Origin of the sequence: Morganella psychrotolerans (genome assembly GCF_965118875.1) — a bacterium.
Taxonomy (GTDB): Bacteria; Pseudomonadota; Gammaproteobacteria; order Enterobacterales; family Enterobacteriaceae; genus Morganella; species Morganella psychrotolerans_C.
On sequence record NZ_CBCPJD010000008.1, the window covers coordinates 1 to 13,797 of the forward strand.

General features: G+C 50.1%; 13 protein-coding genes. 5 read left to right on the forward strand and 8 right to left on the reverse strand.

The window, feature by feature from the left end; genetic code table 11:
- The coding region (locus ACMHKJ_RS09995) for an amidohydrolase family protein (protein ID WP_413493588.1) at positions 1–292 on the forward strand (292 nt) is incomplete at its 5' end.
- On the opposite strand, the gene moeB is transcribed toward ACMHKJ_RS09995, so the two are convergent.
- Together moeB and moeA are read right to left on the reverse strand one after the other, a co-directional pair.
- Complete coding sequence (moeB, locus tag ACMHKJ_RS10000; RefSeq protein WP_413493590.1) at positions 249–1,022, reverse strand: molybdopterin-synthase adenylyltransferase MoeB; 774 nt, start codon at positions 1,020–1,022, stop codon at positions 249–251. The genes ACMHKJ_RS09995 and moeB overlap by 44 nt on opposite strands.
- On the reverse strand, positions 1,022–2,272 hold the full coding sequence (gene moeA, locus ACMHKJ_RS10005) for a molybdopterin molybdotransferase MoeA (RefSeq protein WP_413493592.1): 1,251 nt from the start codon (positions 2,270–2,272) through the stop codon (positions 1,022–1,024). Before moeA ends, moeB begins: the two co-directional genes overlap by 1 nt.
- A 200-nt stretch (positions 2,273–2,472) precedes the next feature.
- Here moeA and ACMHKJ_RS10010 point away from each other — a divergent pair, with 200 nt between their 5' ends.
- The 4 genes from ACMHKJ_RS10010 to yeiB all read left to right on the forward strand — a co-directional run bounded on the left by ACMHKJ_RS10010 (position 2,473) and on the right by yeiB (position 6,422).
- On the forward strand, positions 2,473–3,633 hold the full coding sequence (locus ACMHKJ_RS10010; protein WP_413493594.1) for a YbfB/YjiJ family MFS transporter: 1,161 nt from the start codon (positions 2,473–2,475) through the stop codon (positions 3,631–3,633).
- A 552-nt stretch (positions 3,634–4,185) separates the two neighbouring features.
- Complete coding sequence (locus ACMHKJ_RS10015) at positions 4,186–4,380, forward strand: hypothetical protein (RefSeq protein WP_413493596.1); 195 nt, start codon at positions 4,186–4,188, stop codon at positions 4,378–4,380.
- Positions 4,381–4,607: 227 nt separating this feature from the next.
- Entirely contained in the window at positions 4,608–5,267 is a 660-nt protein-coding gene (gene folE / locus ACMHKJ_RS10020) for a GTP cyclohydrolase I FolE (protein WP_067405314.1), read from the forward strand.
- A 3-nt stretch (positions 5,268–5,270) separates the two neighbouring features.
- Positions 5,271–6,422, forward strand: a complete 1,152-nt coding sequence (gene yeiB / locus ACMHKJ_RS10025; protein ID WP_413493598.1) for a DUF418 domain-containing protein YeiB — start codon at positions 5,271–5,273, stop codon at positions 6,420–6,422.
- Positions 6,423–6,428: 6 nt separating this feature from the next.
- On the opposite strand, the gene sanA is transcribed toward yeiB, so the two are convergent.
- The 6 genes from sanA to metG all read right to left on the reverse strand — a co-directional run bounded on the left by sanA (position 6,429) and on the right by metG (position 13,582).
- Complete coding sequence (sanA, locus tag ACMHKJ_RS10030) at positions 6,429–7,187, reverse strand: outer membrane permeability protein SanA (RefSeq protein WP_413493640.1); 759 nt, start codon at positions 7,185–7,187, stop codon at positions 6,429–6,431.
- 158 nt (positions 7,188–7,345) lie between these two features.
- On the reverse strand, positions 7,346–9,043 hold the full coding sequence (locus ACMHKJ_RS10035; RefSeq protein ID WP_413493600.1) for an NAD-dependent malic enzyme: 1,698 nt from the start codon (positions 9,041–9,043) through the stop codon (positions 7,346–7,348).
- Between the two features lie 204 nt (positions 9,044–9,247).
- Positions 9,248–10,132: a cytidine deaminase gene (gene cdd, locus ACMHKJ_RS10040; protein ID WP_413493602.1), complete on the reverse strand. Its 885-nt coding sequence runs from the start codon at positions 10,130–10,132 to the stop codon at positions 9,248–9,250.
- Positions 10,133–10,287: 155 nt separating this feature from the next.
- Positions 10,288–10,983: a CidB/LrgB family autolysis modulator gene (locus ACMHKJ_RS10045; protein ID WP_067423213.1), complete on the reverse strand. Its 696-nt coding sequence runs from the start codon at positions 10,981–10,983 to the stop codon at positions 10,288–10,290.
- Positions 10,977–11,423 (reverse strand): CidA/LrgA family protein, encoded by a 447-nt coding sequence (locus ACMHKJ_RS10050; RefSeq protein WP_413493604.1) that lies wholly within the window; start codon positions 11,421–11,423, stop codon positions 10,977–10,979. The genes ACMHKJ_RS10045 and ACMHKJ_RS10050 overlap by 7 nt, the downstream gene beginning before the upstream one ends.
- Positions 11,424–11,548: 125 nt before the next feature.
- Positions 11,549–13,582 carry a methionine--tRNA ligase gene (gene metG / locus ACMHKJ_RS10055; protein ID WP_413493606.1) on the reverse strand — a complete coding sequence of 678 codons (2,034 nt, stop codon included), beginning with the start codon at positions 13,580–13,582 and terminating at the stop codon, positions 11,549–11,551.
- Positions 13,583–13,797: the final 215 nt, after the last annotated feature.

The window sequence follows — 13,797 nt, forward strand, 5'->3', positions numbered from 1 at the left end:
TCAGCTGATGGGTTATGGTCAGATAAATGACGGGCTGAAACTGATCACGGAATACAGCGCGCGCACTCTGAATTTACAGGATTACGGCGTGGCGGAAGGAAAACGCGCCAGCCTGCTTATCCTGCCTGCGGAAAACGGGTTTGACGCCGTACGCCGCCAGGTACCGGTGCATTATTCTGTCCGTGACGGACGTGTGATAGCGCAAACACAACCGGCGGTCACACAAATCCATCTGGATAAGCCGGAAACTATCCGCTATGGCTACACACCTCACACTGAGGATCAGGCTTAAGATTAATGGTGCGAAATTGCATGCGCATGGCATCAAACAGCACCACTTTTCCGCTGCTCACCTGCCCGTAGCCGGTGAGCAGTTTTATACACTCCATGGCTTCCAGTGTACCGATTGTCCCCACCAGCGGCGCCATCACCCCGGCCTCCACACAGGTCAGACTGTTTTCCCCGAATAACCGGCTCAGGCAGCGGTAACACGGCTCGCCCTCCTGCCAGGTAAAGACCGCAATCTGACCTTCCATACGGATAGCCGCCCCGGACACCAGCGGCACTTTCAATTGATGACACACCCGGTTCAGTTGTTCGCGGACCGCCACATTATCGGTGCAATCCAGTACCACCTGATGTGACTGAACAAGCTGCGCCAGTTCATCATCATCTAACTGTTTTGTGACCGTTTCTGTCTGACAGTGCGGATTAACCGCTTTCAGTGCAATAGCGGCAGACTTTGTCTTTGCCATACCGATGCGGTCATCAGTATGTAAAATCTGGCGCTGGAGATTGGAGAGCGACACCGTATCAAAATCCAGCAAAGTCAGATGCCCGACACCGGCAGCGGCGAGGTATTGTGCCGCAGCACAGCCCAGACCGCCCAACCCGGTTATCAGCACACGCCCGGCTTTCAGCGCTTCCTGACCATCAAAATCAAACCCGCGCAACACAATCTGCCGGTTATAGCGCAGAGCTTCTTCGTCACTCAGTTCGTTGCTGTTCAGTTCAGCGGTCATCAGTCGTTCTTCATTAAGTGATTAAAAAACTCAATGTCGACAATCTCGCCGGCTTTGACTGCACCACGCTCGCGCTCCAGCACAATAAAGCAGTTTGCAAGGCTGAATGAACTGAAGATATGTGAACCCTGGTCTCCGGTGGTTCTCACTTCTAACTGCCCCTGTGCATTGACTTGCGCTATACCTCGCTGGAAATCCAGTCGACCGGCAGATTTTTTCAGCGGTGTGGCTGCAATGGCTTTTATGCGCATCGGCGGCTGCCACTGACTGAACCCGGAGAGCCGTGCGATCAGCGGCTGCACCAGCTCATAGAAGGTTACTGTTGTGGAAACCGGGTTACCCGGCAGCCCGCAGAACCAGGCATTATCCAGCTTCCCGAATGCAAAAGGTTTGCCCGGTTTGATCGCCAGTTTCCAGAAATTGATTTTACCGATGTCATCGAGGATCTGTTTGGTGTAATCAGCCTCGCCGACAGACACGCCGCCGCTGCTTATCACTAAATCAGCCAGTGCATCTGCTTTTTCAAAGATATCGCGCAGCACTGCCGGGTCATCCGGGATCACACCCAAATCAATCACATCACAGCCGAGCTTTTCCAGCATCAGGCTGACGGCAAAACGGTTGGTATCATAAATCTGTCCGTCACCCAGTGGCTGACCGACAGCCTGTAATTCGTCACCGGTCGAAAATACCGCCACTTTCAGTTTGTGCATGACAGGGATTTCAGCAAGGCCTAGTGAGGCAATCATGGGTAGTTGCGCAGCAGCCAGTTTGGTACCTGCCGGAAAAACCTCACTGCCCTGAGTGATATCTTCCCCGGTCAGGCGGATATTCTGCCCGCGTGTAATATCGGCGGTGAAAGTAATACCCTCATCAGAAACAACCGCTTCTTCCTGCATCACCACGGTATCAACACCCACTGGTACAGGTGCGCCGGTCATGATACGGACACAGTGTCCCGCCGGTAATTCACCTTTAAACGGCACTCCGGCAAGTGCGCGACCGGCAACCGGCAGCACCGTTTTTCCGTCCCAATCCGCCAGGCGCAGCCCGTAACCATCCATGGCGGAGTTATCAAACGGCGGGACATTGATCGGGGAAATAACAGGTGCGGCGGTTATCCGCCCGGCGGCATCAGTCAGTGCAACTGTTTCTGTTCCGGTGATCGCAGCAGGGGTCGCAAGCAGCTTATCCAGTGCTTCCTGTAATGAAATTAAAGAAGAGGTATGACTTTCCGTTGAATTCGCCATGATACTTTCACTCCCGGTGCCCGCCCGGGCACTGATAACGCAGATAATAAAGATAGTGCATTATGGCAGAGTTATGTTTTAAGTTGAATGATATGGCACAAAAGCGTGAGTAATAGACTTAATTTCAGAAGCAATTATTGTATTTTAAAAGGATGTTTTGCTATAACAGGATCACAATTTATTAACATGCTGTATTTCCTATGCCGATAACGCCTGTATCCCGACAAATAACTGCCCTTCATATTGCTGTCAGCGGCTTTCTCGCGCTGGTTGTGGCGATGGGGATCGGGCGTTTTGCATTCACACCGCAGGTGCCGCTGATGATTGATGAACATCAGCTCAGTCTGGCAACAGCCAGTATTGTGGCGGCATGCAACTATCTGGGTTATTTTGCCGGCTCTTTTGATGCGATGCGGGCAAAGCGCGGCATTGAGTTACGGCTGTGGACAGGATTATGGGGCGCGGTCATTATCACGCTGCTGTCCGCTGTTATTTCCGGGGCAGTATTGCATGGTATTGCCCGGTTTTTTATCGGCTGGGCGAGTGGCTGGACACTGGTTCTGGCTGCTGCCTGGACAAATGATGCACTGGCAAAACTGCGCCGCCCGACACTGAGTGTCGCGGTTTACGGCGGAACGGGTATCGGTATTTTACTGTGCGGTCTGGTTGCCATCGGGATACAGGGGCTGTCGCTGACCGCTTCACAGGGCTGGTGGATTTACGGCGGGCTGGCGCTGCTGTTCAGCCTGTATGTGAGTTGTTACTTACCGCGTCCGGGCGAATTGCACAGCAGTGCATCCCCGGACAGTAAACCGGCGATGACCCCGCAAATCCGCCGCTTGTTATGGACTTACGCGCTGGCGGGGTTCGGTTACATTCTGCCCGCTACCTTTCTGTCACAGATGGCAGCTGAGCGTTTTCCGGGCAGTTTGTTTGCACAGTTTGTCTGGCCGGTCTTCGGAATTGCAGCGGCGTCAGGTATTGTGGTTTCTATTGCAACCCGCCGGTTATTCACACCGCAAATACGACTGGCAATGACGCTCTGGGGACAGGCTGCGGGAATTTTAGCGGCAGAAGTGGTGCCGGGTATCAGCGGTCTGGTAATCAGCGCATTTTTGGTCGGCGGCGGACTGATGTCTGCGGTACAACTGGCATTTCAGTGCGGACGCGAGCTGGCTCCGGAGCACGGACGCTATATGGCGGGGTTGCTCACCACCTGGTATGCCGCCGGGCAGCTGGGCGGACCATTGGTTTCGTCTGTTTCCGCGTACTTTACCGGCAGGTTGGAACCGGCGCTGTATGTGGCGCTGGCGGCACTGATCACCGGGGGAATGGTTATTTTCCGTGATCGAAGTAGCTAATAATCTAAATAATATATTATAGATAAGTCAGCAGAAGTATTATTCACTCTGCTGACTTATTAGTGTGTAATAATAAAATAAAACCTCTGATTGTTTTTTAGTATTTACTCATTATGAAAATAATGTTTTTTTAAAGGCGTTGCTATGGTAAGAATATATTCTCAATCATACTAAAGAGCATATGATGGGAAAATTAATTGATTCTGCTAAAAGCGCATTTCGGGATGTCTTTGAGATTAAGTTTATCGCGATGATGAGTAGTTTGATGCTGACACCGATAATGATGTCTCATTCATCTCTACGGATAGTTTATACCCTTATCCATTCAAACTTCAGGTTCGTTGGCTGCGCTCAACCAGCCGGGTCACATACTGATGTATGCTCCCCATCTGTTTTCCCTTGCCGCCTGCCTGAATCTTGAATGGCGTCGGGTATATCCTGATAATTCAATGTGCGACGTATTTCTTGCGCTTATTATTTCTATCGGTTTTTTTTCATTTACCAAAACAACGTTAACTCTTCTTTTTAAATAAAATAATTTAAGGAATATATATGAAAGAATTAAATGATCATCAATTATTATCTGTTTCCGGCTCAGGTGTATTAACTGCCGGTTTTATGTTTGGACAGGCTATTTCAGATATTACAACGGCTATTGTTAATTATTCTTTCGCTGTAAAGGATGAGGTGGTTTTTGCCGGTCATATGAATGAAGTGCATCCAGATTATCAACTTATTATCCAATAATTAAAACAATTATTATTTTATGTGTTACTGATATTTGTTTTTTTTCAGCAATTTGAGCAATATCCCTCTTTGTAGCAGGGTTTTTAGTGCAAACTTTTCATCACCAAAAACACAAAATGGATTAACAAATGACAGTATTGCTCTAAAATAGCGGGGCGGTTGGTATTGTCCTGCCGGACGGCGTGAAGATACACGCCGGGAGTCACCTGAAAATAGTCGGAGAAGGTATGTCATCATTAAGCCGGGAAGCAGAACTTGTCCATGCAGCGCTGATCGCTCGCGGGCTGGAAACACCATTACGGGAGCAGACATTAGCGCCGGAAACCCGCAAAGTGCAAATTGAGGCACACATGACGGAAGTCATGAAGCTGCTTAATCTTGATTTAAGCGACGATAGTCTGTCAGATACGCCGAAACGTATCGCAAAAATGTATGTGGATGAAATTTTTTCAGGACTGGATTACCACAATTTTCCGAAAATCACACTCATTGAAAACAAAATGAAAGTGGATGAAATGGTTACTGTGAGGGATATCACTCTGACCAGCACCTGTGAACACCATTTTGTCACTATTGACGGCAAAGCCACGGTTGCTTATATTCCGAAAGATACCGTTATCGGGCTGTCCAAAATTAACCGTATCGTGCAGTTTTTTGCTCAGCGTCCGCAGGTACAGGAGCGCCTGACACAACAAATTCTTCTGGCACTGCAAACCCTGCTTGGCACCACGAATGTCGCGGTATCTATTGATGCAGTGCATTATTGTGTAAAAGCGCGCGGTATCCGTGATGCAACCAGCACGACGACCACAACCTCTCTCGGCGGGCTGTTTAAATCCAGCCAGAACACCCGCCAGGAATTCCTGCGTGCTGCCCGTCATATTTAACTGATGAATACATTTGTCTCTTCTGCCACATCACGCATTGACGCCCTCGATATGATCCGGGGGCTTGCTGTCCTCGGAATTTTTATCCTTAATATTGCCGGTTTTGCCCTGCCGTCGGCGGCATATCTGAATCCGCTGTATGACCCTGCTGCATCCGCGTCGGATATTACCACCTGGGCATTTTTGAATGTGCTGGTTCAGGGCAAGTTTCTCGGCATGTTTGCCGTCCTGTTCGGTGCCACATTAATGATGCTGAGCCGCTACAGTCAGCCGTGGAATTCTGCCCGGCTGCTGGTGCTGGGGATTATCGGCATACTGCACACCGCTCTGCTCTGGCAGGGCGATATCCTGCTGACCTACAGTCTGACCGGCATTGTTGCCTGCGGGATTATCCGCAACGTTTCTTCCCGCTGGTGGAAATGGTTTATTCCGTGTTTGCTTCTGATTGGTCAGTTTCTGCTGTTTTTCCTGCTGGCAGAAAACGGAGAACTGAAACTGCTTTACTGGCAGCCATCGGAAACAATGATTGCGTATGAAACCCTGACAGCACGAATCGGCGGGCTTGCCGGTATTACGGATCGGCTGGAGAGTATCAGCGGCATGTTACTGATGCTGGTTATCCAGTATGGCTGGCAGTTGCTTGCACTGATGCTGCTGGGTGCATTGCTGATGAAAAACGGCTGGCTGAAAGGTGAATACTCACTTTCACATTACCGGCGGCTGGCTGGTGCAATACTGATCCCGACACTGTTATTACAGGCGGTTGTGGTGTGGCAGGTGTATCTCAGCGGCTGGAGTGTGTTCTGGCTGGGCAGTATTGGTTATCCGTTGTCCGAGATTTTACAACCGGTACAGACCGTCGGGCTGATCGCGTTGTTTTACGGCTTGCGCCCACAACTGAAGCCGGTTTCCGTTTATCTGCAACGGGTCGGGCGCACAGCACTCAGCAGTTATCTGCTGCAATCTGTCTGCGGGGTGATTGTGTTTAATTATCTCGGGTATTTTAATCAGTTTGACAGACTGACACTGTTGGCATTTGTACCAGTTATGTGGATGATTAATATTGTGTTTTCCACACTCTGGCTGCATTATTTTTCTCAGGGACCGGTCGAGTGGTTGTGGCGGCAGGCGGCAAACCGGCTCGCCACCCGCTGAATAACCTTAATTTACGGGTTGATGTGCGGTGACGGGTTTCTTTTCTGTCACTGCCGGCTCCGGGTAGAGTGTATTCAGCTCTTCCGGGGTGACTGCCGGGTATGAGGGGACGTTCTCCGGCAGGGTTTGCGGTGCCGGAATCGATTCCTGCGGTCCGAGGAAACGCGGCTCGCGGTTGAGAATATACAGATCAACCAGCGCGCCTAACCGCGCCACAACTTCCCGCGCTCTGACGGTAAACATATTTTTCGGCGACGAAACGGCGTAGCAGCGTGCTTCAATGCCTTTTTGCATCGCGATATACAGTGCCCGTTCACAATGGAAGCGTTGGGTAATAATAGTAAACCCATTGGTATCAAAGACTTTTCTGGTGCGGACAACCGAGTCCAGTGTGCGGAATCCGGCAAAATCCAGCACAATTTTGCCGGCAGGAATTCCCGCATTGACCAGATCTTTGCGCATGGTGCTCGGCTCATTATAACTGTGCTGCGCATTATCCCCGCTCAGTAACAGGTATTTTATTTTGCCGCTGTTGTAGGCATTTACTGCGCCCTGGATCCGATACCAGTAATACTGATTAATTGTTCCGTTACGGTAGTATTTCGCGGTGCCCAGCACCATACCGACTTCACTTTCCGGCAACTCATTAATATTCTCAAAAATATAGGGTGCTGTTTTCCAGCTAATCCAGCGATCTGCCGCAATAGCCATCAGTGCCAGCAAGATAATGCCTGCCAGCATCCACAGAATGATCCGTTTCCATATCGGGGCTTTTCCCATTATTACCGAGACCTTTGTGCTATATACCGTTAGTTAAGCTAAGATTACTTGAGCTGCCGCAGGCTGGCAAGGGCAGAGAAAAAGGAAAAGAATAAAACCGGCACGTCAATTGTCACCGGTTTTATTTTTAATGGCAGAGCCGATCAGAAAGAGGTGCGGCGATAAACCCGGTATTCCGGATGCCAGAAATTGCGTTCAATCGCTTCATCCAGCGCGCTATCTGAGGTGACGGTTGCCACGCCCTGAATTTGCGCTTCTTTTGCGACCTGTTTGGCAATGATTAGGGAAACTGCTTTGATGTCCTCGATATCAGGCAGTAGTGAGCCTTCACCATTGATAACCATCGGGGAGCACTCTGCTAATACGCGGCTTGCTGTCATCAGCATGCCGTCGGTCACCCGTTTTGCACCGGCTGCCAGCACACCCAGACCAATACCCGGGAAGATAAAGGAGTTATTGCACTGGGAGATAGGATACACTTTATCCTTATAAATCACCGGATTGAACGGGCTGCCGGTCGCGACCAGCGCATGACCGTCGGTCCAGGCGATAATATCTTCCGGACGTGCTTCCACACGGGAAGTCGGGTTAGACAGCGGCATCACCACCGGGCGTTCACAGTTTTTGTGCATCTCACGGATGATTTCTTCGGTGAACAGCCCCGGCTGACCGGATACGCCGATAAGCACCGTTGGCTTGGCATTGCGCACCACATCTTCCAGCGAAATACCTTCGCTCTTCACATCCCAGTCAGCAGTAATCTCGCTTTTGGTGATGAGTTTGCTCTGGAAATTTAGCAGGTTAGGCAGTTTGTCGGTCAGCAAACCGAATCTGTCCACCATAAAGATACGGGCACGGGCCTGCTCTTCACTTAATCCTTCCGATTTCATCTGGGCAATGATTTGTTCGGCAATCCCGCAGCCGGCAGAGCCTGCTCCCAGGAAAGTGACAGTCTGGTCTTTTAACTGACCTCCGGCGGCACGGCTGGCGGCGATCAGGCTGCCCAGTGTCACGGATGCTGTGCCCTGAATATCATCATTAAAGCAGCAGAGCTGATCGCGGTAACGTTCCAGCAGCGGCATCGCGTTTTTCTGTGCGAAATCTTCAAACTGTAACAGCACATCCGGCCAGCGGCGTTTTACGGCATTGATAAATTCGTCGACGAACTCATCATACTCTTCGCCGGTAATGCGCGGATGACGCCAGCCCATATAGAGCGGGTCGTTCAGGCGCTGCTGGTTATTTGTACCGACATCCAGCACGATAGGCAGGGTATACGCCGGGCTTATTCCGCCACAGGCAGTATACAGTGACAATTTACCAATCGGGATACCCATCCCGCCGATCCCCTGGTCACCCAAACCCAGGATCCGCTCACCATCTGTCACCACGATCACTTTTACATTCTGCTTGGTTGCATTTTGCAGCATGTCATCGATGTTAGCGCGGTTCGGATAAGAGATAAACAGTCCGCGCGCACGGCGGTAGCTGTCAGAGAAATGCTCACATGCCGCCCCGACAGTCGGGGTATAAATAATCGGCATCATTTCTTTCAGGTGAGCATTCAGCAGGCGATAAAACAGGGTTTCATTCGTATCCTGAATATTGCGCAGATAGATATGTTTATCAGTATCGTTTTTAAAGTCAGAATACTGACGATAAGCGCGTTCAGTCTGCTCTTCGATAGTCTCCACCGCTTCAGGCAGCAGGCCGTGGAGGTTAAAATTACTGCGCTCTTCTTCGGAGAAAGCGCTTCCCTTATTCAGCAGCGGAAACTCTAACAGGATAGGTCCCGCATACGGGATATATAATGCACGTTTGCTTTCGTATTCCAGTTCCATGTATGACTACTCTTCGCCAATTGACATAATAAAGACAGGACGACCTGATCCTAAGATATCTGAACGATATGTACAGTAATTGTTATGCGATTAATGTGGTTGATGTGTGAAAGTGAGACGCGGGATAGATTTATATCAAATAATCACGCAAAGGGTTGATACCCGGGGGAGGATGGGTATCAACCTGATTATAGTACGGGGATGTTAGTAACTGAACAATGAAATATCGCCGCAGCCCAGTGCTGTCAGTGTGGCAGAGGTACAGTCCCACTGAGAGATTGCAGAATTATTGCCTTCCACCAGTACGGCGCGGTGGATGTCATGCAGATCCCCGCCTGCCATATTCATAAAGATAAGTGCGGCCTGTAATGGCGGCAGACCCGGGTTAAAGGCGGCATTCTCAATATAAGCCCCGCTGTAGATCCGCCCGCGACTGTCTTGTAATGCAACACCACTGTGTGACTGTGAATAAGGGGCATGGCTGCGGTTTGCCGCTTCCAGCGCTTTTGCCACCACCGCATTGGTCGCCAGGAAGCGATACCCGTGATGCACCTGATCAAACAGCCGGGTTTTAATCCCTAAATCCACCGGGCCGAAGGCATGGGGCAGCAGTACACCCAGTGGCGTTGCCGCAAGATCCGGCAGTTGGATAAGTAATTCAGTTCCGCTGTTCATCTCATTCATAAATTGGCGGCAGTGCCCGCACGGCGTGTAATTTACGGTGATTTTGCGCAACCCTTTTTCGCCGCGCAGCCAGGCGTGAGTCACCGCGCTTTGTTCCGCATGAACAGTTTGCTGTAAAGGCACATGACAAAATTCCATGTTTGCGCCCAAATACAGGTTACCACTCAGCCCGTGAGCCACGGCACCGACATTGAAATGAGATATCGGCGTTACCGCACAGCTTGCCGCAAGAGGCAGCAGCGCGAGAGCCAGTGCATCCTCATCACAGCCGCCTGCTTCACACAGGGCACTGACCTGTTTCGCCGTAAAGTAACCGGGAAAGGTATCTGAACCGGTGGCATCAGTTAACAGTGTCTGTAACGGGGAAGAGTATGTTTTCAGGGCTTCATGAAAGCGATTTTGCATAAAATAATCTCCATTATCAATAAGATCATTCTAGCGGGGCACAAGGTACGCTGAATGTGACGCAAATCACATTCAGCGTGAAACGAATGAAACAAGTGTGAAATTTGCGAGATAAGACGCAAATTATTGCGTCACTTTTTGATGTATTTTTGTTATCAGCCAAATAGCATCAGGAGAACAGGGAAGACAAACGGTGCCAGCAGCGATGTAATAATCCCGCAGGTCATCAGTGCCAGGGAGCTGTAAGCGCCCTCTACATAATCCTCTTCTGCGCAGCGGGCGGTGCCCAGTGCGTGTGATGCGGTACCCATCGCCAGCCCGCGTGAGGCTTTTGTGGTGATTTTTATCCGTTTAAACAGGCTGTGCCCGAAAATAGCCCCGAGGATCCCGGCAAAAATCACGCATACGGCACTGATCGCGGGTACGCCACCGATGGAATTGGCAACGGCAATCGCAATCGGTGTGGTGACGGATTTCGGCAGAATGGATGCAGCGATTTCCGGTGTGGCGCCGAGCATAAAGGCGATTGAGGTGCCGGTTACCATCGCAATCAGGCTGCCGGCAAAGCAGATAGCTATGATCGATTTCCACTGTGCGCGGATTTGGTGCAACTGTTCATATAGTGGGAAGGCCAGCGCCACGACGGCAGGTTGCAGCAGGTCATTCAGTATCCGGCTGCCTTCAAAATAGTGGTTGTATGAAATTCCGGTGAATATCAGCAACGGAATAATAATGACGATGGATATCAGCAGCGGGTTTAACACAGGCAGCTTAAATTTAATATAGATGGCGCGGGCGAGAAAATAGACGCCGATGGTTAACGGGAGCGACCACCAGATATAGGTTAACATTTTGGTTTCTCTTGTTGTTCTGTTATGGCGGCAACCGCATCGGCTTCCTGCTGTTCCGCGGCGGGAACATGGCGGCGGTGAATATATTCAGAACTCAGCGCAACGGCACACATGGCAACAAAGGTACTGACAACACAGGCGATAAGGATTGGCAGCAACTGAGCGCTGAGGGTGTCGTAATAATTCATCACACCAATACCAATCGGTAAAAACAGCATGGTCATGTTTTTCATTAATAAGGTACACCCGGGCTGAACCCAGTGCGCCGGAAGAATTTGCAGGGCGAGTAACACAAAGAGCAGCAACATACCGGCAATGCTTCCCGGTACAGAAAACGGCAGTAATACGACGATGATATTACCGGCAAACAGGCACAGATACAGGATTATAAATGCCCGGAGATAGCGCCAGCCGGTTTCCGCTATCTGTTTTGGTTTCATGGTAGTGTTCCTTCTTGATTGAACTCATTCATCATACAATTAACTTTTAACTTGTGCTACAGCTCACATAAAAAAACCTGCGCAACAGCGCAGGTTTTTCACATCAGAGTACAGAACAGGGCGTGTTACTTCACCTGCTGGCCCGGTTGTGCGCCGGTGTCCGGGCTGAGCAGGAAAATATCTTCCCCGCCGGGACCCGCTGCCATCACCATACCTTCAGAGATACCGAAGCGCATTTTGCGTGGTGCCAGGTTTGCCACCATCACAGTCAGACGGCCTTCCAGCACTTTCGGATCCTGATATGCCTGGCGGATCCCTGAGAATACCTGACGGGTTTCGCCGCCGAGATCCAGTACCAGTTTCAGAAGCTTGTCAGAGCCTTCAACAAAATCCGCAGACTGGATCAGCGCAATACGCATATCGACTTTGGCAAAATCATCAAAACTGATGGTGTCCGCAATCGGGTCATCTGCCAGCGGGCCGGAAACCGGTTTGGCTGACATGGCTTTGATATCTTCTTTGGAGGCTTCTGTCATTGCATCCACTTTTGCCATTTCAATGCGGTTGAACAGCGCTTTAAAATCAGCAATCTGATGATCCAGCAGTGGTTTTGCGATGCCGTCCAGGGTCAGTTCCTGGTTCAGGAACGCTTCACTGCGGGCAGCAAGCTCTGGCATGACCGGCTTCAGGTATGTCATCAGCGCGCGGAACAGGTTGATCCCCATGGTACAGATTTCCTGTAATTCCGCGTCCTTACCTTCCTGCTTCGCCACCACCCACGGTGCTTTTTCATCAATATAACGGTTGGCAACATCAGCCAGCGCCATGATTTCGCGGATAGCTTTGCTAAATTCACGTCCGGTATATTCTTCAGTAATGGTTTTTTCTGCATCAATAAATTGCTGATACAGTTCCGGCTCAGACAGTGTTGCACTCAGGCGGCCGTTAAAGCGTTTTTTGATAAACCCGGCGGTACGGGATGCCAGATTCACTACTTTATTAACGATATCGCTGTTTACGCGCTGAACAAAGTCTTCCAGATTCAGGTCAATATCATCAATGCGGGATGATAGTTTCGCTGCATAATAATAGCGCAGGCTGTCTGCATCCAGGTGATTGAGGTAAGTCCGTGCCTGAATAAAGGTGCCGCGTGATTTTGACATCTTCGCGCCGTTAACCGTGACATAGCCGTGAACAAACAGGTTAGTCGGTTTGCGGTAGCCGCTGCCTTCCAGCATTGCCGGCCAGAACAGGCTGTGGAAGTAAACAATATCTTTACCGATAAAATGATAGAGGTCTGTTTTGGCGTCTTTCTTCCAGAACTCGTCAAAATCCAGGTCGCCGCGTTTGTCACACAGGTTTTTAAATGACCCCATGTAGCCGATAGGCGCATCCAGCCAGACATAGAAATATTTGCCCGGTGCATCCGGGATTTCAAACCCGAAATACGGTGAGTCACGGCTGATATCCCACTGTTGCAGACCGGAATCAAACCACTCCTGCATTTTGTTCGCGACCTGCTCCTGGAGCGCACCACTGCGGGTCCAGGTCTGTAATATGTCGCCAAATGCAGGTAAATCAAAGAAATAGTGTTCACTTTCACGCAGTACCGGCGTGGCACCGGATACCACAGAGCGCGGGTTAATCAGCTCAGTCGGGCTGTAAGTTGCGCTGCACACTTCGCAGTTATCGCCATACTGGTCTTCTGCTTTACATTTCGGGCAGGTGCCTTTAACGAAACGATCCGGCAGGAACATACCTTTTTCCGGATCATAAAGCTGGGAAATGGTCCGGGTTTCAATATGGTTATTTTTTCTCAGCGACAGATAGATATGCTCGGATAATACCCGGTTCTCTTCGCTGTGCGTGGAGTGGTAGTTATCAAAGCTGATGGCGAAATCTGCAAAATCTTTCTGATGTTCAATACTCATCTGAGCAATCATGGCTTCAGGGGAGATCCCCTGCTGCTGAGCTTTGAGCATAATAGGCGTGCCGTGAGCATCGTCGGCGCAGATGAAGTGAACCTCTTTGCCGCGCATTCGCTGAAAACGGACCCAAATATCAGCCTGGATGTGTTCCAGCATATGACCGAGATGGATTGAACCGTTTGCATAAGGTAACGCACAGGTTACCACTATTTTATTAGCGATCTGAGACATAGAGTATTTCACTTCCTCAAATTATAAAGGGACTTCGATGTTACCCGATCCCGCCGACCCCTGCCAGCAGTAATCCGGCTTTCTGTGTGGTTTTATCCGGCGTTTTACCCCCGGTTCCCGGTTCCGGAACACCGGGTTATAACCTTAGTCTTTACAGGGACTTTGTTTTGTGCAGGTTTGCGCAGAATCACTAAATTAATCATTCGTCATCTGCT